The sequence below is a fragment of the Levilactobacillus wangkuiensis genome, assembly GCF_016861605.1.
GTDB lineage: Bacteria > Bacillota > Bacilli > Lactobacillales > Lactobacillaceae > Levilactobacillus > Levilactobacillus wangkuiensis.
This window is the reverse complement of sequence record NZ_BOLM01000008.1, coordinates 61,261-81,044: the sequence shown is the minus strand read 5'-3', so window position 1 is coordinate 81,044 and position 19,784 is coordinate 61,261. Positions and strand designations below refer to the sequence as shown.

21 protein-coding genes and 1 other annotated feature are annotated in these 19,784 nt (G+C 50.5%); of the genes, 18 read left to right on the top strand and 3 right to left on the bottom strand.

The genetic code is table 11. The features are described from left to right. Positions 1-5 precede the first annotated feature (5 nt). On the bottom strand, positions 6-350 hold the full coding sequence (locus JUF13_RS07860) for an N-acetyltransferase (RefSeq protein ID WP_203638984.1): 345 nt from the start codon (positions 348-350) through the stop codon (positions 6-8). Positions 351-1,114: 764 nt separating this feature from the next. Here JUF13_RS07860 and JUF13_RS07855 point away from each other — a divergent pair. The 17 genes from JUF13_RS07855 to mprF all read left to right on the top strand — a co-directional run bounded on the left by JUF13_RS07855 (position 1,115) and on the right by mprF (position 16,726). Next, on the top strand, positions 1,115-1,654 hold the full coding sequence (locus tag JUF13_RS07855; RefSeq protein ID WP_203638983.1) for a dCTP deaminase/dUTPase family protein: 540 nt from the start codon (positions 1,115-1,117) through the stop codon (positions 1,652-1,654). Between the two features lie 92 nt (positions 1,655-1,746). Then, entirely contained in the window at positions 1,747-3,129 is a 1,383-nt protein-coding gene (radA, locus tag JUF13_RS07850) for a DNA repair protein RadA (protein WP_203638982.1), read from the top strand. Between the two features lie 33 nt (positions 3,130-3,162). Continuing rightward, complete coding sequence (locus tag JUF13_RS07845; protein ID WP_203638981.1) at positions 3,163-4,341, top strand: PIN/TRAM domain-containing protein; 1,179 nt, start codon at positions 3,163-3,165, stop codon at positions 4,339-4,341. 152 nt (positions 4,342-4,493) lie between these two features. Then, positions 4,494-5,984, top strand: coding sequence for a glutamate--tRNA ligase (gltX, locus tag JUF13_RS07840; protein ID WP_203638980.1), 1,491 nt, complete (start codon positions 4,494-4,496; stop codon positions 5,982-5,984). A gap of 242 nt (positions 5,985-6,226) precedes the next feature. Continuing rightward, complete coding sequence (gene cysS / locus JUF13_RS07835; protein ID WP_203638979.1) at positions 6,227-7,639, top strand: cysteine--tRNA ligase; 1,413 nt, start codon at positions 6,227-6,229, stop codon at positions 7,637-7,639. Continuing rightward, complete coding sequence (locus JUF13_RS07830) at positions 7,639-8,046, top strand: Mini-ribonuclease 3 (protein ID WP_125765677.1); 408 nt, start codon at positions 7,639-7,641, stop codon at positions 8,044-8,046. The genes cysS and JUF13_RS07830 overlap by 1 nt, the downstream gene beginning before the upstream one ends. Beyond that, the gene (gene rlmB, locus JUF13_RS07825; RefSeq protein WP_203638977.1) at positions 8,046-8,813 is read left to right on the top strand and encodes a 23S rRNA (guanosine(2251)-2'-O)-methyltransferase RlmB; all 768 of its coding nucleotides are present in this window, start codon (positions 8,046-8,048) and stop codon (positions 8,811-8,813) included. Before JUF13_RS07830 ends, rlmB begins: the two co-directional genes overlap by 1 nt. Before the next feature lie 30 nt (positions 8,814-8,843). Then, positions 8,844-9,389 (top strand): NYN domain-containing protein, encoded by a 546-nt coding sequence (locus tag JUF13_RS07820; RefSeq protein ID WP_125765679.1) that lies wholly within the window; start codon positions 8,844-8,846, stop codon positions 9,387-9,389. 169 nt (positions 9,390-9,558) lie between these two features. Further along, positions 9,559-10,128 carry a sigma-70 family RNA polymerase sigma factor gene (locus JUF13_RS07815; RefSeq protein WP_203638975.1) on the top strand — a complete coding sequence of 190 codons (570 nt, stop codon included), beginning with the start codon at positions 9,559-9,561 and terminating at the stop codon, positions 10,126-10,128. Positions 10,129-10,202: 74 nt separating this feature from the next. Further along, positions 10,203-10,352, top strand: coding sequence for a 50S ribosomal protein L33 (rpmG, locus tag JUF13_RS07810; RefSeq protein WP_125765681.1), 150 nt, complete (start codon positions 10,203-10,205; stop codon positions 10,350-10,352). A gap of 46 nt (positions 10,353-10,398) precedes the next feature. Then, entirely contained in the window at positions 10,399-10,575 is a 177-nt protein-coding gene (gene secE / locus JUF13_RS07805; RefSeq protein WP_125583947.1) for a preprotein translocase subunit SecE, read from the top strand. 125 nt (positions 10,576-10,700) lie between these two features. Next, positions 10,701-11,252: a transcription termination/antitermination protein NusG gene (gene nusG / locus JUF13_RS07800; protein WP_125765683.1), complete on the top strand. Its 552-nt coding sequence runs from the start codon at positions 10,701-10,703 to the stop codon at positions 11,250-11,252. Between the two features lie 131 nt (positions 11,253-11,383). Continuing rightward, on the top strand, positions 11,384-11,809 hold the full coding sequence (gene rplK, locus JUF13_RS07795) for a 50S ribosomal protein L11 (RefSeq protein WP_057732912.1): 426 nt from the start codon (positions 11,384-11,386) through the stop codon (positions 11,807-11,809). A gap of 98 nt (positions 11,810-11,907) precedes the next feature. Further along, positions 11,908-12,606, top strand: coding sequence for a 50S ribosomal protein L1 (gene rplA, locus JUF13_RS07790; RefSeq protein WP_125765684.1), 699 nt, complete (start codon positions 11,908-11,910; stop codon positions 12,604-12,606). A 72-nt stretch (positions 12,607-12,678) separates the two neighbouring features. Continuing rightward, positions 12,679-12,803: a sequence feature (ribosomal protein L10 leader region), on the top strand. Positions 12,804-12,828: 25 nt separating this feature from the next. Next, positions 12,829-13,335, top strand: coding sequence for a 50S ribosomal protein L10 (gene rplJ / locus JUF13_RS07785; protein WP_125765685.1), 507 nt, complete (start codon positions 12,829-12,831; stop codon positions 13,333-13,335). Positions 13,336-13,392: 57 nt separating this feature from the next. Next, positions 13,393-13,758, top strand: coding sequence for a 50S ribosomal protein L7/L12 (rplL, locus tag JUF13_RS07780; RefSeq protein ID WP_125765686.1), 366 nt, complete (start codon positions 13,393-13,395; stop codon positions 13,756-13,758). A 358-nt stretch (positions 13,759-14,116) separates the two neighbouring features. Continuing rightward, complete coding sequence (gene mprF, locus JUF13_RS07775) at positions 14,117-16,726, top strand: bifunctional lysylphosphatidylglycerol flippase/synthetase MprF (protein ID WP_203638973.1); 2,610 nt, start codon at positions 14,117-14,119, stop codon at positions 16,724-16,726. Positions 16,727-16,774: 48 nt separating this feature from the next. Here mprF and JUF13_RS07770 read toward each other — a convergent pair whose 3' ends face one another. Next, a complete protein-coding gene (locus JUF13_RS07770) occupies positions 16,775-17,353 on the bottom strand; it encodes an LOG family protein (RefSeq protein WP_203638970.1) in 579 nt (192 codons plus the stop codon). Between the two features lie 178 nt (positions 17,354-17,531). Between JUF13_RS07770 and JUF13_RS07765 the strand changes: the two genes are divergently transcribed. Beyond that, on the top strand, positions 17,532-18,443 hold the full coding sequence (locus JUF13_RS07765) for a 3-hydroxyacyl-CoA dehydrogenase (RefSeq protein ID WP_203638968.1): 912 nt from the start codon (positions 17,532-17,534) through the stop codon (positions 18,441-18,443). 290 nt (positions 18,444-18,733) lie between these two features. Here JUF13_RS07765 and nrdF read toward each other — a convergent pair whose 3' ends face one another. Next, a complete protein-coding gene (gene nrdF, locus JUF13_RS07760; protein ID WP_125765692.1) occupies positions 18,734-19,729 on the bottom strand; it encodes a class 1b ribonucleoside-diphosphate reductase subunit beta in 996 nt (331 codons plus the stop codon). Positions 19,730-19,784: the final 55 nt, after the last annotated feature.

The following is a 19,784-nucleotide window of genomic DNA, read 5'->3' as shown; positions in this document are numbered from 1 at the left end:
CTTAACTACTCCTCTTCTGTGTGTTCTAGATGTAAAGCAACTGGTTTGACCGCCGCGTCGCCGGTCACGGGTAGCTGATTAGCTGCCAAAATGGCCTGTTCCTCGGGGTGCTGGCTGAAGTACCGTTTGGCGTACGGATCAAGCAGTTTAACCGTCACATTTGCGGTCGTTGCCAGTTGGGTAAAACGATTTATCAGCTGGTCAGCTAGCATCGTGGCGGACTGTGATGGGCGGACAAAGATTTGTTCAAGCACCCAGCTGGTGTCGCTCAAACACAGGTAGTGTAGGCTTGCCAGCGGTTGCTCGTCTTGGGTAATCTGCAATTGCCCGGGTTGTTCCGTAATCGTCATGGGTAAACTCCTTTCATGACCAGTCTCGCCTCTAATTCTGGTCTATCGGCCGGTCATTGTCAACTCCTTTTCCCCGGCAAAAAAGTTTGGCGATGGTCAGACTTTTGCTGGTAATCACGGGGGAGGTTGCTTACACTAAAGTAGGCATTGCTGGGCCGACCGAATTGGGAGACTCACAATGTTTAAACGATAAACAGTGATGGCAACAAGAAGCCGCTCGACCAATTTGCTCAACTCGTTCGGATATAATCGTTGCGAATGCTGGTGTAAATGGTAAAATTAATAACTCACGGTAACTAGGCCAATGCTTGTTTAAGTTACCTTCCGTGTGAAAATTGTTGAACCAAGCGGCAGGAGACACCGATGAAGTCCTCTGCCAGTCTGACCGTTATCATATTAATTGATTGAAATGCTCAGCGAAAGACAGCGACAGACGGATTAGTCGATTACGGGTTAAGCCAATGTAAGCCGCAGGGCTGGGAAAACTGGGTCAGTCGTGGAAGTGACCAGAGGCGAGCCAAGGTGACCAGCTGTGTCGGTGGTCTTGGCTGGCGTTCTTTGCCAGCCTAGTCCACGGGGCAACCTTTGCGACCGGTTTTCAGGCGCAAAGTTGAGGTGGAAGCCCGTTTCTCAGGCTGGAACCGACCCCACAGCAGGGCAGCTTGAGCTCACCGCCGGGAACGGACGCGACCAGGCCCAGTTTTCACCAGCCCGGAGGCGACACCAAGGAAAAAGATAAAAGACTATCAAGGGAGTGTTTTGACATGCAACGAGGATTTGAAATTGTCAGCAAGTACGCCAACCACGGACTGAAACTACCGTACCGGACCACTCAACAGGCGGCCGGCTACGATTTTGAGTGTGCCGAAGACTTTACCCTGCCATCTATTTGGCGGCATGACCTGCTCCACGCCTTCAAGCGACTCCGGCACCAGGACGAGTTGACGACCGATGAATTACTGGCCGGTCAAAGCGACCTGAAGCCTTGGCTGGTGCCAACTGGCGTTAAGGCCTACATGCAACCGGGCGAGGTCTTGATTCTGGCCAATCGGTCCAGCAGTCCGTTGAAACACAACCTAATTTTACCCAATGGTATCGGGGTGATTGATGCGGATTACTACAATAATGAAAAGAACGAGGGCGAAATCTTCGTCCAGTTAATCAATGTCGGGTTAAAGGACCAGGTCATCAAGAAGGGGCAACGCATTGCCCAGGGCCTGTTCATGCCGTATTTATTGGCTGATGATGAGCAGGCGCCGCAACAACAGCGGACCGGTGGATTTGGGTCGTCTGACCGTAACTAAAACTTTACAATTGACGCTGATAGACTAGTGGGGGATTACCCGCTAGATATGCTAAAATATAGGTATTCAGACTAAGAAAAAGGGGGATCTCCGTGGCTAAACCAAGAACGACTTACGTATGTCAAAATTGTGATTATAGTTCACCGCGTTATCTCGGGCGTTGCCCGAACTGTGGTGAGTGGAATACCATGGTGGAAGAAGTTGTCACACCTACGGCCGCAAAGGCTAAGCCTCAGTCAACCCGGACTGCGGTTGGTAGCGAACAATCCCATCCCCAATTAATGAAGGACATCAAGCATTCCTCAGAGGCTCGAACCAAGACCAAGATGGAAGAACTCAACCGGGTCTTGGGTGGCGGTATCGTGGCCGGTTCTCTCATCTTAATTGGTGGGGACCCCGGTATCGGGAAGTCCACGTTGCTCCTGCAGGTTTCTGGCCAGTTGAGTGAGACCGGTGGCAAGGTGCTGTACGTTTCCGGTGAAGAAAGTGCCTCGCAGATCAAGATGCGGGCCGACCGGTTAGTCGTCAACAGTGATAACCTTTACCTCTATCCCGAGACGGATATGGCCAGTATTCGGGCCAACATCGAGCAGATGCAGCCGGATTACGTGGTGATTGACTCCGTCCAAACGATGCAGGCACCGGGCATTGAGTCCGCCATCGGGTCCGTTTCACAAATTCGGGCCGTCACGGGTGAGCTGATGCAGATTGCCAAGACCAATAACATTACCATCTTTGTGGTGGGTCACGTGACCAAGGGTGGCGCGATTGCCGGCCCTAAGATTTTGGAGCACATGGTGGATACCGTCCTCTACTTTGAAGGGGACCTGCACCACACCTACCGGATTTTGCGGGCGGTCAAGAACCGGTTTGGCTCGACCAACGAACTGGGAATCTTTGAAATGCGCGAGGGTGGCCTGTACGAGGTTGCCAACCCGTCGGAAATATTCCTGGAGGAACGGCTCAAGGATGCGACAGGTTCCGCTATCGTGGTTTCAATGGAAGGGACGCGGCCAATTCTGGTCGAAGTTCAGGCCTTGATTTCACCGTCCGTTTTCGGGAATGCCCAGCGGACCTCAAGTGGTTTGGATCGTAACCGCGTGGCCCTGTTGATGGCGGTTTTGGAAAAGCGGGCCAACCTGATGCTCCAGAACCAGGATGCCTTCTTGAAGGCGGCTGGTGGCGTTAAGCTGGATGAACCAGCGATTGATTTGGCCATTGCCTTGTCCATCGCCTCCAGCTATCGCGACACGGCCACGGCACCAACGGACTGCTTCGTGGGTGAAGTCGGCTTGACCGGTGAAATTCGTCGGGTCAACCGGATCGAATCCCGGGTGGCTGAAGCCAAGAAGCTCGGTTTCAAACGGATTTTTGTTCCTAAGAATAACCTCCAAGGTTGGACGGCCCCCAAAGGCATTGATGTGGTGGGGGTCTCCACCTTGCGGCAAGCGTTAAAATTAGCCCTCGGCGTGTAAGCCATAGGGACCTTTGAAGGGAGGTGAACAAATATGCGTAAAAAAACGGTTGTGTTAATTATTTTCGCCATCTTAGGTGGGGTCATGGGAGCCGCTTACTTCTCCCGGCTCTGGCTACTGATGGGGGTGACCAGTCGGTTACTGAACAACGTTATCGTGAATATTTTGCTTGGTGCCATTATTTTCCTTATTCTTGGAGTCCTCTTCGCGGGCGTGATTCTCCGACTGATCAACCGCATTGAAACGTACCTGAATAAGCAAAACCCGATGACCATTATCTTCGGTAGCCTGCTGACCATTGTGGGTCTGGCACTGGCTTTACTGATTTCGCAATTTCTATTCCACGTGCCGTCATTCTTTATTGGAACGGTGATTCCGTGGATCCTGATGTTGCTGTTCGGTTACTTCGGGTTCCGTATCGGGGCGCGGCTCAGCAAGATTCGGCTGGAGGAGTGGCGTAAGCTGTTCCAATCCCGCGGGAAAAAGGCTGAGGAAGAGGCCGACAAGAAGGTCTTGGACAAGGAGACGGAACCTAATTTCCATCACTACAAAATCTTGGATACCAACATTTTAATCGATGGGCGGATCTATGATTTAGCCAAGACCGGTTTCCTGGAAGGCACGCTACTGGTGCCCAACTTCGTGCTCTATGAACTCCAGTACATCGCGGATTCTAGCGATTCTATCAAACGGGTTCGTGGTCGGCGCGGACTGGATATTTTGAACAAGTTGCAAAATGAACATATCATGCCAATTGAAATGTACGAAGGTGACTTCGAAGATATTCCTGAGGTAGATAGCAAATTGATTGCGTTGGCCAAGCAAAACGGCGGGGTCATCGTCACCAATGATTACAACTTGAACAAGGTCATCCAGTTCCAAAATGTTCAGGTGCTGAACATTAACTCCTTAGCCAACGCCCTGAAACCACGAGTCATTCCTGGAGAAAACCTCCACGTGATGGTCGTGAAGAACGGGACTGAACGCCAACAGGGGGTCGCTTACCTCGACGACGGCACGATGGTCGTGGTCGAAGACGGGCGGTACTTTATCAATAAACAACTGGATGTCGTGGTTACCAGTGCCATTCAAACGGATGCTGGGCGGATGATTTTTGCCAAGCCATTACATTCCAGCAAGAATATTGAAGAACAAGCCGATGCCGGTAAGAAGGGGTCTAGCGAGTCCAAAAACGCCAAACGTTCACGGTAATGGACTAGACAATTTCACATTTCTGGAAAGGATTGAGGCTCACGCCTTTATTTTTCCGCGACGACATTGTAGAATTAAAGCATTGCGTCATAAAATTATGACGAGGTTTCACCAAATTAACGTAATAAAATTTAGAAAGAGGCGCAAACGTTTTGGCGAAAAATTCAATTCGGGTTCGGTACGCTCCGAGCCCAACCGGTCATTTGCATATTGGTAATGCCCGGACGGCCATTTTCAACTATTTATTTGCCCGTCACAACAAGGGTAAGTTCATCATTCGGATCGAGGATACGGATACGAAACGGAACATCGCTGACGGTGAACGGAGCCAATTAGAAAACTTGAAGTGGCTCGGTTTGGATTGGGACGAAGGTCCCGACGTCGGTGGCGACTACGGTCCTTACCGTCAGTCTGAACGCCGCGACATTTACACGCCACTCATCCAACAATTGTTGGACGAAGGCAAAGCTTACGAATCATACCGGACGGAAGATGAATTAACTGCTGACCGCGAAGCCCAAAAGGCGCGTAAGGAAATGCCTCATTACGAATACGAATATGCTGGGATGAACGAAGAAGAAAAGCAAGCTGCCATTGACGCCGCTAAGGCTAAGGGCTTGAAGCCAGTTATTCGTTTCCGCGTCCCTAAGGATGAAGTCTTTGAATGGGACGACATGGTAAAGGGTCACGTGGCCTTTAACTCCGACACCATTGGTGGGGACTTTGTTATCGCCAAGCGCGATGGGATGCCAACCTACAACTTTGCCGTTGTCGTTGACGACCACAAGATGGCTATCAGCCACGTCTTCCGGGGTGATGACCACGTTGCCAACACGCCAAAACAATTGATGATCTACCAAGCATTCGGTTGGGAAGCACCAAAGTTTGGGCACATGAGTCTGATCATCAGCAAGGACACCGGTAAGAAGCTGTCCAAGCGTGACGAATCCGTCTTACAATTCATCGAACAATACCGCGACCTGGGTTACTTACCAGAAGCCATGTTCAACTTCATTCTGTTGTTGGGCTGGTCCCCAGTCGGTGAAGATGAAATCTTTAACCGGAAGCAATTTATCAAGATGTATGATGAAACGCGTCTGAGCTCTTCACCAGCCACCTTTGATAGCGACAAGCTGGAATGGTTGAACAACCGTTACGTGAAGGATGCTGACGACAGCACCATCATGGACTTGGCCTTGAAGCAATTGATCAAGGCCGGCAATATTCCTGCTAACCCAGACAACATGAAGTTGGAATGGGCACGTCAATTAATCAATTTGTACAAGCGGCAAATGAGTTACATGGCTCAAATCAATGACATGGCTTCGGTCTTCTTTGAAGAACCCGAACAAGTCAGTGGTGAAGCCTTTGACGAAATCAACAACGAAACGGCCCCTGTCGTTTTGAAGGAATTCGCTGCCCAAATTGAAAAGCTCGACCTCTTTGATTCCGTAGAAATCTTCCACGTGATCAAGGCCGTTCAAGCTAAGACCGGCATTAAGGGCCGTCAACTTTGGATGCCAATCCGAATTGCCGTGACCCACGAAATGCACGGACCAGAATTACCTGAATCCATCGAATTAGTTGGACGGGAAACCGCCTTAGAACACATTCACCAGACCTTAGCACAATTAGAAGGCTAATGATTTGGTAAAGAAGCCGAATGAGGGCCAATTGGCGCTCATTCGGCTTCTTTGTTATCGGGTGAATATGCTACAATGGAGCTAACTCATTTGGTCCTGCATGGTTTGCCTGTTTTAAAAGGTTTCGTCAGTGTGGCAAAGTAGCTACTTTGATGTCAGCCCAATCGCGGGCACACGTAAATAGCCGCCAGCAGGATTAATTCAAACTATAATTCAACTAATGACGTGAAAGGAGCTTCGGCATGCTCAAAGTTTTTAATACCATGACTCGCCAGAAAGAAACATTCGAACCAATTACCCCGGGAGTGGTCAACATGTACGTGTGTGGCCCGACCGTTTACAATTACATTCATATTGGGAATGCGCGGAGTGCCATTGCCTTTGATACGATTCGCCGGTACTTTGAGTATCGCGGCTATCAAGTGACCTACGTGTCTAACTTCACGGATGTCGATGATAAAATGATCAATGAAGCCCACAAGGAAGGTATTACCGTGCCCGAGTTGGGAGACAAGTTCATTGCAGCCTTTAAGGAAGATACGGCGGCCTTGAACGTAGAACCCGCCACGGTCAATCCCCGGGCTACCGACCACATCACTGAGATCGTGGCGTTTGTTCAGGAATTGATCGATAAGGGTTATGCCTATCCGGTTGATGGGGACGTCTATTATCGCGCGCATAAGTTTGCCCACTACGGCGAACTGGCTCACCTGAACCTCGACGACCTTGAAGAGGGGGCTTCCCAGCATACCAATGATGAGGAGACCGCCCGCAAGGAAGATCCCGTCGACTTTGCTCTGTGGAAGGGCGCCAAACCGGGTGAAATTTCCTGGCCATCTCCTTGGGGCGCTGGTCGGCCGGGCTGGCACATCGAGTGCTCGGTCATGTCGACGCACTACCTGGGCGATACCTTTGACATTCACGGTGGTGGCGAAGACCTGATCTTCCCCCATCATCAAAACGAAATTGCTCAGAGTGAAGCCAAGACGGGCAAAACCTTTGTTCATTATTGGATGCACAACGGCTTTGTCACGGTGGGCGATGATGATGAAAAGATGAGCAAGTCGCTCGGTAATTTCGTCACGGTCCATGACATCTTGAAGACCGTGGATCCCCAGACGTTGCGCTTCTTCATGGCAACGACCCAGTATCGTCGACCCATCCAGTACACGCAACAGAACCTGGATACGGCGGAACGCAACCTGGAACGGCTCCAGACGGCGTACAACAACATGGGGTACCGCCTGAAGGATGCCGAAGCTGGCAATGATCCTAAGGTTGAACAAGAAACCCGGCAAATCGTTGCCGACTACATTGATGCGATGGATGATGATTTTAACGTCCAAAATGGGGTCGCCGAAGTCTTTGAACTTTCCCGTTTGGGCAACGTTTACGCGGAACGGCCCGTGGTGTTTGCCGGGACGCTAGAATTTATGCGTAAGACGTTAGCCGACCTACTCAGTGTCTTTGGGGTGAAGTTGGCCGAGGCGACGAGTCTGGGTGACGACGGGATTCAAGCCTTGATCGATGAACGCTTGGCTGCCCGGAAGGCCCGGAACTTTGAACGCAGCGATGAAATCAGAGAACAATTGAAGAACCAAGGGATTATTTTGGAAGACACGCCCCAAGGGACGCGTTGGCGAAAGGAAAATTAATGACAGCGACAGTAGATTATCAACAACTGAATGGGGTGGCCCTGGCCTACATGGGTGATGCTTCCTATGAGGTCATCATACGGCGGCACCTGATTGCGGAAGGCCTAGCCAAGCCCAATCATTTACAGAAGAAGGCCACCCATTACGTGTCGGCCAAGGCCCAAGCAGCCTTGATCAGCCTGATGGAACAAGACGGCATTTTAAGTGAGGACGAGTGGACCATGTTCAAACGGGGGCGCAACGCCAAGAGTTACACCCACGCTAAGAACACGGACGTCGTGACCTACCGCATCTCAACCGGGTTTGAAGCTTTAATGGGCTACCTGGCCTTGAGTGGACGGCAGGACCGCGTGGATGAACTCGGCCAATGGTGCATTGAACAAGTAGAAGCGGGGCGGACTGAATAATGACAGAACAAGCAAATACCGAAACCAGTAACGATTTCGTGATTGGCCGGCACCCAGCCGTCGCCGCATTGCGGAGTCAACAAACGATCAACAAGGTCTTTCTCCAAAGTGGCTTAAAGGCTGAGGCCATTGACGAAATTCGCCAATTGGCTAAGAAGCGGCACTTAGTGATTTCTGAAGTGCCTAAGCAAAAGTTAGACCTCTTAACCGACCACCAGAATCACCAAGGGGTTGCTCTGGGCGTGGCCGCATTTGAATACGCCACGATCGATGACCTCTTCGCCAACGCCAAAAAGGCCGGCGAAGAACCCTTCTTCTTGATTCTGGACGGCGTTGAAGATCCCCATAACTTGGGGTCCATCTTGCGGACGGCCGATGCCAGTGGTGTGCACGGGGTGATTATCCCCAAGCGCCGGGCCGTTGGGTTGACGTCAGTCGTGGCCAAGACCTCGACCGGGGCCATCGAACGCGTGCCCGTTGCCCGGGTGACCAACCTGGTCAACACCGTACATGACCTGAAGGACCGCGGTGTCTGGGTCTTTGGGACCGATATGGCCGGGACCGACTACCGAGACTGGAACGCCAAGGGCGCCAGTGCCCTGATCATTGGGAACGAAGGCAAGGGTATTTCTCGCCTCTTAAAGGAAACCGTTGACCAGATGTTAACGATTCCCATGGTCGGTGAAGTGCAGAGCTTGAACGCGAGTGTCGCTGCGGGACTGTTGATGTATCAAGGCTTCAGTTCTCGGCATCCGGTTCAACACTAAAGAACGGTTACGAGCGAGGGGTAAGTTGTAATGAAAGAAGACATTTTAATTGTCGATGCCTACAACATGATCGGCAACTGGCCCAAACTCAACCGGCTGAAGTTAACGGACCGGTTACCAGAGGCACGGGATGAGCTGTTGAACATGCTGGCCAACTATAAAAAATTGCGGGATGCCAAGATCACGGTGGTGTTTGATGCCATGTACGTACCCGGCATTTCTAAGAGTTATAAGCAGTTTGACTTGGAGGTTGTCTGGACCAACCGCGACGAGACCGCCGACAGCTATATTGAAAAATTAGCGAAGGAACGGCAGACGCGGTTCACCCAGGTGACGGTCGCCACCAGTGACCAGGCGGAGCAGTGGACCATCTTTTCGGAGGGGGCCCTGCGGATTCCAGCCGGGGAACTGCTGACGGACATTGAGCGGGCGCAAAACGAAGTGAAACAGACCGCCCGTGAATTTGCGGACAAGGGTATCGTGCGCAAGTCGCCGTGGAATGACCAACAGCTGTACAAGTTGGAAAAGCTCCGCGACCAGATGATGGCGAAACCAAAACGAAAAAAGAAACCGTAAGTCTCTTTTGCGGGAAAGTGGTGTGGGTGCTTGATGGGCGCGCACCATTTTTATTTGGTGAGAAAATCGATTGCATAACAAAATAAATTGCGCGGAAAACGTTCGTTCGCTATGGCGTGGGGACGGGCTCCTTTAGACTTAAGTAACTACTTAAGGGGAGGCGTTACCCGTGTCTGACTTATCCGATCACGCGTTAATTGAGCTGCTGCATCAGAGTCTGGATTCACCCGCGTTACCCATTTTGTTTGAGCGCTACCGACCCGTGTTACAGCGACTGCAAAAACAATATTTTATCCCGGAGTTTGAGCCGGGAGATTGGGAACAGGAGGCGTTGCTAGTCATGTGTGACACGGTTCGCCGGTTTGACGCAGACCGGCTCCGTAGCTTTGGGGCCTACTACCGGCTGCGCTTGGCCCACCGGATTTTTGACTTGATTCGTCAGGCCCAGGCGCTCAAACGACAAATGACCCGCAACGCCATGTCGATTGAGACGGAGGCCGAGTACATTGCGGATACGGTGCCAGATCACCACTGGTTATTGCGGGAACAACTCGAGACCAAGGAGGCCATTTACCAGGTTTTGCCGAGACTCTCGGGCATCGAGCACACGGTGTTCACCGGGCTACTGCTCGGACAGACACTGGCGAGTATTAGCCAGCAGTATCAACTGAGTGATCAGCAGGTGCGGGGCGCTTGCCACCGGGGACAGGCAAAGCTACGTCAAGTCCTCGCCGAATGATTGACGGCAGGGGCAAAGGATGGTAAGCTACTACAGTATGAGTTGGATTGGATAAAAATAAAGGTGGTGGAAAGATGGCTCAACGGAAAATTGCCCTGGCCTGTTCAGTTTGCGGGTCGCGGAATTACACCATCACTGCGAGTGCAACACGGACACAACGACTTGAGGTTATGAAGTATTGTAAGTACTGTGGCAAGCACACGTTACACCGGGAAACCCGTTAATTTGACTGATAATCACGACAAACATTAATTTTAGGGAGGCAACACCATGCGTTTATTCCGTTTCTTCAAATCGGTCGGTGCCGAAATGAAACAAGTTTCTTGGCCCGGCGTTAAGCAGACTCGTCACGACACGGGCACTGTGGTCGGCATTTCTGTCCTGTTCGCAATCTTCTTTGCGGTCGTCGACTGGGTCGTGCAATACGGCTTAAAGTTCCTTTCCTAATCGGAATTGTCGGTGGTCAAATCACTTAAAATATGCTATATTAGTTGGTAACAGGGAACTTCGTGTATGCGGAGTTTTTTTATTTTGCTCGAAAAGTCAATGAAAATTAAAGGAGTGCACCAAACATGGTTGAGTCAGCTGAAAAGCAATGGTACGTTCTTCACACCTACGCGGGTTACGAGAACAAAGTTATGGCGAACTTGGAATCACGGTCCGAATCAATGGGGATGCAAGACAACATTTTCCGCGTTGTCGTTCCTGAAGAAGAGGAACACGAAGTTAAGAATGGTAAGGACAAGGTCTCCATGGAAAAGACTTTCCCTGGCTACGTCTTAGTTGAAATGGTCATGAGTGACCAAGCTTGGTATATCGTCCGGAACACGCCTGGGGTTACCGGGTTCTTGGGTTCCCATGGGCAAGGAAGTAAGCCAACGCCACTGTTACCCGATGAAGTGGAACGGATCTTACGTCGTGTCGGTATTTCTGCCCGTCACGCTGACCTGGACGTTGCGCCTGGCGATTCCGTAACCATCGTCGACGGTGCCTTCAGTGGCTTAGTCGGTAAGATTACCGAAGTCGATGACGAAAAGATGAAGTTGAAGGTCAACATCGATATGTTCGGTCGGGAAACCAGTACTGAACTGAACTTTGACCAAGTCGACCCAATCTTAGGCTAATTCAAAAAGAACTTGTTGTGGTTAGTAAAGTGTGGTATGATTCTCAGGTATGCGTGACGCATATGTACAAAGTGGGAGGGGCAAACTAACAGCCCCACTTACCACACACGGACTCAAGGAGGTATTGTCTCGTGGCTAAAAAAGTAGCTAATGTCGTTAAATTACAAATTCCTGCGGGTAAAGCAACCCCAGCTCCCCCAGTTGGACCAGCTTTAGGTCAAGCAGGTATCAACATCATGGGCTTCACTAAGGAATTCAACGCTCGTACCGCTGACCAAGCTGGTATGATCATTCCTGTTGTGATCAGTGTCTATGAAGATCGTTCCTTTGATTTCATCACCAAGACCCCTCCAGCAGCTGTTCTGTTGAAGAAGGCCGCTGGTGTTGAAAGTGGTTCTGGCGAACCTAACACGAAAAAGGTTGCTACGGTAACCAAAGATCAAGTTAAGCAAATCGCTGAAACTAAAATGCAAGATCTAAACGCAGCTGATGTTGAAGCAGCTATGCGCATGATTGAAGGTACTGCCCGGAGCATGGGCTTCACGGTCGAAGGTTAAGCTCAGTTTTCGGATAGTCGGACACTTCACGAAAATGAAATGTGTCAAGTGGGAGGTTTATCCGTTACAACCACATTTGCAAGGAGGAATACACAAAAATGGCTCACAAACGAGGTAAGAATTATCAAGACGCTGCCAAAATGGTCGAGGCTGACAAGGTCTACGGCATGGGCGACGCGATTGATTTAGTTAAGAAGATGGATTTCGCTAAGTTCGATGCAACTGTTGAAGTTGCTTTCAAGCTTAACGTTGATACGAAGCAAGCGGACCAACAACTCCGTGGCGCATTAGTATTACCAAATGGTACCGGTAAGGAAACCACGGTAATCGTATTCGCTAAGGGTGACCAAGCTAAGGCTGCAGAAGCTGCCGGTGCTGACGTTGTTGGCGAACAAGACTTAGTAGAACGCATCCAAGACGGCTGGTTGGACTTTGACGTTGCGATTGCAACGCCAGACATGATGGCCCAAGTTGGTCGTTTAGGTCGGGTCTTAGGACCTAAGGGCTTAATGCCTAACCCTAAGACGGGGACTGTTACGATGAACGTCGAAAAGGCTGTTTCCGATGCTAAGAACGGGCAAGTTACTTACCGGACTGACCGGGACGGTAACGTTGCTGTTCCATTTGGTAAGGTTTCCTTTGATGCTGACAAGCTTGCCGGCAACTTGAAGACCATTGCCGAAACGATTGTACGTATCCGCCCAGCCGCTGTGCGTGGGACTTACGTTCAACACGTTTCAATCGCTTCAACGTTTGGCCCTAGCGTCAACGTTGACTTGGCTTCTTTATTAGCCTAAGTTAAATTTTAAATTAAAAAAATCCCCTGCAATACGTTGACAGTGATGCCGAAGTATTGTATGCTATTGAAGTTGTATTTAATAGATCTACCTAAGACTCAGGTGGCCTAATGGTCTTAATTTCCTGCCGAGGAAGAAGTTTACTTAAACTTTTGACTCCTTATGTCTTGGTGACATGGGGATTTTTTTATCCCACCAAACTACTCCGGGAGGTGAATTAATTTGAGTGAACAAGCTATTGCAATTAAAGCTAAAAAGGTTGATGAGGTTGTTGAAAAATTCAACAACGCCACCAGTGCTATCGTTGTTGACTACCGTGGTTTAACTGTTGAAGAAGCAACTGACTTACGGAAGCAATTGCGTGACGCCGGCGTTCAAATGAACGTTATCAAGAACAAAATTTTGGTTCGGGCTGCTGAAAAGGCTGGTTACGAAGGTCTGAATGATCTTTTCGCTGGTCCTACTGCCGTTGCATTTTCTAACGATGATGCAATTGCCCCAGCTAAGGTTTTGAAGAAGTTTGCTGACAGCGTTGACGACCTTGAAATCAAGGGTGGTTTCATCGAAGACAAGATTGTCTCCGTTGACGAAATCAACACTTACGCAAGCTTGCCTAGTCGTGAAGACCTGCTCTCTATGCTGGCTAATGTCTTACAAGCACCAGTACGGAACGTGGCTTACGCTGTTAAGGCTATTGCTGAAAAGGGTGACGAAGGCGACGCAGCCTAAGTTCCTGATTCAATTTGAAACATAAAAAATAAAACCCAATTATTGGAGGAAAATAACATGGCTTTTGATAAAGATGCTATCATCGCTTCTCTTAAAGAAGCATCCATTACTGACCTTAACGACTTAGTTAAGGGTATCGAAGACGAATTCGGCGTATCCGCTGCTGCCCCAGTTGCTGCAGCCGGTGCTGCTGGTGGCGACGCTGCTGCCAAGGATTCATTCGACGTTGAATTAACTGAATCTGGTGACGCCAAGGTTAAGGCCATCAAGGCTGTCCGTGAAATCACTGGTTTAGGTTTGAAGGACGCTAAGGGCCTCGTTGACAACGTACCATCTGTCATCAAGGAAGGCGCTACTGAAGACGAAGCCAACGACATCAAGGAAAAGCTTGAAGCCGTTGGTGGTGTGGTTACTCTTAAGTAATCATCTTCACTTACGAAATGAGAAACCGTTGCCCTCGGGTGACGGTTTTTTTGTATCCAAATTTTGTGGTGACAGGAAAGACTCACGGTCTGTCAGGTGAGGTGATGAGCTGCGACACTACGCACAAGTCATGAAGGATCACCCGTATCATGCGAAATAAATAGTTATTTGATAATTAAAGCCTTAAATTTAGAGTAAGCCCGCCACAAACACTGGTCGAGGCTTGCTCTTTTTTGCTATGCTGGGTACTAATGAGAAGCTGTTAGGTTGTTAAATTAACCAGCGCTTTGTACAGGTTAACAATTGTTCTTCATCGAATTGGTTGCGATAATGAAGAACTACGGGGAGGTAAGCGACTATGGGGAAACGATTGTGGGGGCGAATTCAGAAACATTTGACCCTGATCAAGGGGCTCTTTATATTTTCAATTTTGATTTTTGTGATTCAAATGGTCGGCAGGGTAGCGCGCGAAGTTAACGGGGAACAACTGCGGGCGGAGCTGGCGACACTAGATACGGGGACCTTTCTCCTGTTACTGGTAGGGGGATTCGTGGCCGTCTTACCAATGCTGGTCTATGATTTTACGATTGTGGAATTCCTCCCGGGGAAGTTTTCGCGGGGCTACGTGATTCGCAGCGGGTGGACCACCAATACGTTTACGAATTTAGCCGGCATGGGGGGCTTGCTGGGAGCCAGTCTCCGCGCCAACTTTTATGCCAAATCAGCGACGAAAAAGCAGGTGGTGTATGCCATCTCCAAGATTGCTTTGTTCCTATTGGCGGGGCTGTCGCTATCTTGTTGGGTCGCGTTAATTTTGCTATTCGGCTTTGATGTGGGTCAACCATTTCGGGGGTACTGGTTCTGGTTACTAGGCGGGGGACTCTATTTCCCGGGAATTTTTATCTTCACCCGTGTCAGCGATGGGGAGTTCTTTAAGGACCTCACGCTACGTCGTGAATTCAAACTGATCTTAGGGTCCAGTCTAGAGTGGGGGAGCTGTGCGCTTTTCTTCTTGTTGATCGGTTGGGCCTTGCGGTTGCCCATTCCGCTGGCCGCGGTCTTTCCGATGTTTGTGGTGGCTTCGGTCGCCGGGGTCGTTTCCATGATTCCTGGGGGACTGGGTTCCTTTGATGTCTTCATGATTATTGGCCTGGGTTTTCTGGGCGTCAGTCGGGCGGATGCCACGGGCTGGTTGTTGCTCTACCGGCTCTTTTACTACCTCTTACCGTTTGGCGTCGGCGTGGGCTTCTTCATCCACGACGTTGGGCACCGACTGAATGAATTCTTAAATGGCTTACCGGTAGCCACGTTCCGGCGAGCGGCACACTTATTTGTGACGACCTTTATGTATTTTTCCGGGGTCATGATGCTCTTATTTGCGACCATTCCCGACGTGGTTTTGGCCAATCATTTTTACCTGCGATTAGTGCCGTACATGTTTTATTTCTTGAGTCAGATTACCAACATCGTGATGGCCTTCCTGTTGATTGGCCTGGCCCGTGGTGTGGGTGCACGGGTCAAACGCGCCTACTGGCCAACGCTAGTGGTGTTGGTCGTAGCCATTGGTAACACGCTGTGGCGGGAGAACTTTCCGGTTGGCCTGGCGATTTTGCTAGGGCTAGTGTTGGCCTGCCTGCTCTTTGCGCGACCAGAGCTGTACCGTACCAGCTTTCACTACTCCTGGGGTGGACTTCTGGTGGACGGGGCCATCTACATGGGGACCTTTGTGGTGTACACGATCATTGGTATCTCCAGCTTCCCCAGTCACCATCATCGGCCATTTTTACCGGAATCGTGGCTCTTACCATCCACGCAGGTTTGGTTGACTGGTTTAGGAAGCCTGTTGGTGGCCCTACTGATTCTGTTAGGCATCTTCCGGTACCTAGCAGCTGGCAAGCCCCAGTGGCTTCAGGCGCCTTACGATGCCCCGAGAATGCGGAACGTGATTCGTCAGTTTGGCGGCAATGAGGTCAGTCATCTGGCCTTTCTGCGGGATAAACGCGCGTACTTCTACCAGGAGGCCGGCGTTGATCAACTCTTCCTGCTTTACCGACAGAAGGCGGACAAGTTACTGGTGATGGGCGAACCCATTGGCAATCAAGATAAATTGGCACCGGCCCTGCAAGCCTTTATGCACGATGCCAATCAAGCAGGTTTACGGCCGGTCTTCTATGAAATTAGTGAAACACTGACGCTGCGTCTCCATGAAATGGGCTTTGACTTCATTAAGGTCGGTGAAGAGGGCCATGTTCGCTTACAGGACTTTACCTTGGCGGGGAAGGCCCACCGTGGTGAACGCGCACTGATCAACAAGTTTAAGCGGGAGGGGTATCGCTTTGACCTCCTGCAACCGCCACTGAGCGAGGACCAATACCAGGCGTTAAAGACAATTTCCGATTCCTGGCTGGGTGACGAAACGGAAAAGGGCTTCTCGATGGGTTACTTTGATCGAGAATACCTGAACGAAGCACCGGTCGCCGTAGTGGTCGACGCTGAAGGAACGCTGGTGGCCTTTGCCAATCTGATGCCGACCGGCGACCAACAGATGACGTCGATCGACCTGATGCGTGCCCGGCGAGATGCGCCTTCGGGGATTATGGACGGCCTCTTCGTCTACCTATTTGAGACCTGTCGTGATCAGGGCTACGCCAGCTTTAATTTGGGGATGGCGCCCCTGGCAAACGTGGGGGTCTCTGAATTTAGCTTCATTGAGGAACGGGCGGCGCACTTAATCTACGAGTACGGCTCGAACTTCTACAGTTTCCAAGGCTTGCGGGCGTATAAAGAAAAATACGTGACGGACTGGCAGCCAAAATATTTGGCTTACCGTCGCCGGCAATCGTTGATCTTTACCATGCTCCAACTGGTCCTGGTGATCAATCAACCGACGACACCGCTGCCACGACTAGCGCCACGCTGGTTGAGCAGCTGGGTCACGGATGAGATTCACTGGCAAAATCATGATTAAAAAAGGCGCCACGGCTGGCAGATTCTTGCGGGTCGTGGCGTCTTTCGTCTAGTTCGTGTATTTGAATGGTAATTGGTGTTTGAAATTGGCAAAACCGGTAAACATGTCGTCGATCGTGGCGGCATCGATGAAAAGGTTCATATTTTCTTGTGGCGCAAAGCCTTCATCACAGCTCTTCTGCATCATGGCTACGAGTTGATCATAGTAGTGGTCGATGTTGAAGAGGGCGATGGGTTTCTGGTGGACGTTGATTTGACTCCAGGAGAGCATGGTCGTGAATTCCTCAAAGGTGCCAAAACCACCAGGGAGCACGATAAAGGCATCGGATTGGCGCATCATTTCATCCTTGCGTTCGTCCATGGTGCTGGTCTCAAGCAGCGTGGTGATATCCGTTTTGGCCAGGCCCATTTCGCTTAGAAAGGTTGGGATGATCCCGATGACCTCGCCGCCAGCGTCCATGGTGGCGGTGGCAATGGCGCCCATGAGGCCTTCCTTACCGCCACCGTAAACCAGCGGGTGGTGATTGTCGGCCAAGTATTGGCCCAGCGCATTGGTTTCTTTTAGAAAATTCGGATTGTAGCCGTGGTTGGAGCCACAGAAGACACACACATTTTTAATAGTTGGCATAGGATTACCCCCAAAGTTTTTAGTCTAAATAATTATACCGCAAAATGGTTCCAACCTGGCGAATAAAGTCACTTAGTTAATGACTGACCTTAACACCTTAGTTTTGATTGCCGCCGGCTGGCTCGCTGAGTAAGCTAGGGGTAATCGAAATGAGTCGGTGTTAAGGAGGATGAACAATATGGCGTTTAAAAGAATTGTCGTCGCCGGTGGTGGGACCCTGGGCAGTCAGATTGCCTACCAAACAGCCTACAGTGGGTTTCAGGTGACCATCTATGATCTGAATGCAGCGGCTATCGCGGCGGCCAAGCGGCGTATTGCCACCTGGGACCAGGCCTATGCCCAGGAAATGAATGCCACGCCAGCCGTGATTCATGACACAAATGAGCGATTGGCCTTTGCGACCGACCTGGAGACGGCAGTGGAGGACGCGGACCTGGTGATTGAGGCGGTGCCCGAAGTTGTGGCCATTAAGAACGAATTTTATGCGGCACTGGCCAAGGTCGCGCCGGCCCGCACCATCTTTGCGACGAACTCCTCAACAATGGTACCCAGTCAATTTGCAGCCATTACCGGGCGGCCCGCCCAGTTCTTGGCGCTACATTTTGCCAATCACGTGTGGGAAAACAACATGGCGGAGGTCATGGGCCACCGGGGCACGTCGTCTGAGGTCTACCAACAGGTCGTGGCGTTCGCCCGGCAGATTGGGATGGTCGTTATTCAGCTACACAAGGAGCAGCCCGCCTACATTCTCAATACGATTTTGATTCCCTTCGTCGATGCGGCCTTGGTCTTATGGGTCCATGGCGTCGCTGATCCACAAACGATTGACCGGGCCTGGATGGTGGCCACGGGTGCGCCCATGGGACCCTTTGGCATCCTGGATGAGATTGGGTTACGGACAGCTTACAACATCATGCTAGCGGCCAGCACGGAGCCAGGAAAGGGCACGCTGGTTGACGTCGCCCACAAAATCAAGTCAGAAATGATTGATCAAAATAAACTGGGTCAGGAAAGTAATCAGGGATTTTACAGTTATCCGGCACCGGCTTTTGCGTCGGCGAAATTTTTAAAGGATGACAGTGAAGCTTAATCACTATCAGAGGTCTGGTGAGAAATTGCCAGACTTTTTGGTACCCACATTTTTCGGGTTAGGTTGAATCTTACGCCAATCTACCGAGATTACAAGCAAATAACGGGTATAAAATTAACTGGGGGTGTACCATAAGCGACCGATGTGAATTCGTATAAAAACCGTTATTTACGTGATTGAAATATTTATTTCCAAGTCGTCAAATCGTCATGATTTACTTGAAATTCAAGCGCAAAAAAACAGGCAACGCCAACCCTTGAGGGCTGTGCGTTGCCTGTTTCGGCGTTAATTTAATGTTGAGAATCGTCTGGGTCGGCAGGTTCGCCAATGTTGTAGTCGTCGTTGCTCATGGCTTCAACGTTCCCTAACAGGTAGCCGTTGCCGACTTGGGAGAAGAAGTCGTGATTGGCGGTCGACGTAGAAATTCCGTTCATGACCACGGGGTCGACGTCTTCGGCCGTGTCGGGGAAGAGCGGATCCTGGCCGAGGTTCATCAGTGCCTTGTTGGCGTTGTAGCGGATGAAGGTCAAGACCTTGTCGGACCAGCCGATTTGGTCGTATAACGTGTGGGTATATTGTTCTTCGTTGGCGTACAGTTTGTACAAGAAGTCGTACATCCAGTCCTTCATCTGTTGCTGCTCATTGTCGGTCAGCTCTTTCATCCCCAACTGGAACTTGTAGCCAATGTAGGTGCCGTGAACCGATTCGTCCCGCAAAATCAATTTGATAATTTCGGCGACATTGTTCAGCTTGTTGTGCCCCAGGTAGTAGAGCGGGGTGAAGAAGCCAGAGTAGAACAGGAAGGTTTCCAAGAACACGCTGGAGATTTTTTTCTTCAGGGGATGCTCATCGTCGTGGTACAGGTCATAGATGCGCTTGGTTTTATTTTGTAAAAATTCTTCCGAATCACTCCATTGGAAAATTTCATCAATTTCGTCCGGCGTGTTCAGCGTGGAAAAAATCGTTGAATAACTCTTAGCGTGAACGGATTCCATGAATTGAATGTTGTTCAAAACCGCCGTTTCGTGGGGCGTCCGGACATCGCGGCGGAGGGCTGCCATCCCGTCCTGAGACTGCAGGGTGTCCAAGAGGGTCAAGCCCCCAAAGACGTGGCCCACGACCCACTTGTGGTCGGTGTCTAACGTCCGCCAGTCGTCCAAGTCATTGGAGACGGGAATCCGGGTGTCTAACCAGAATTGTTCCGTTAATTTTTCCCAGGTGGCCTTGTCGATCTCATCGGAGACCTGGTTCCAGTTGATTGCGTTATAATTTTCAGTTCTTGCCATGTGCGGGCACTCCTTTTAGTGTGCGTCTGTTTGTTCCCAAAACAAGTCGGTGGGC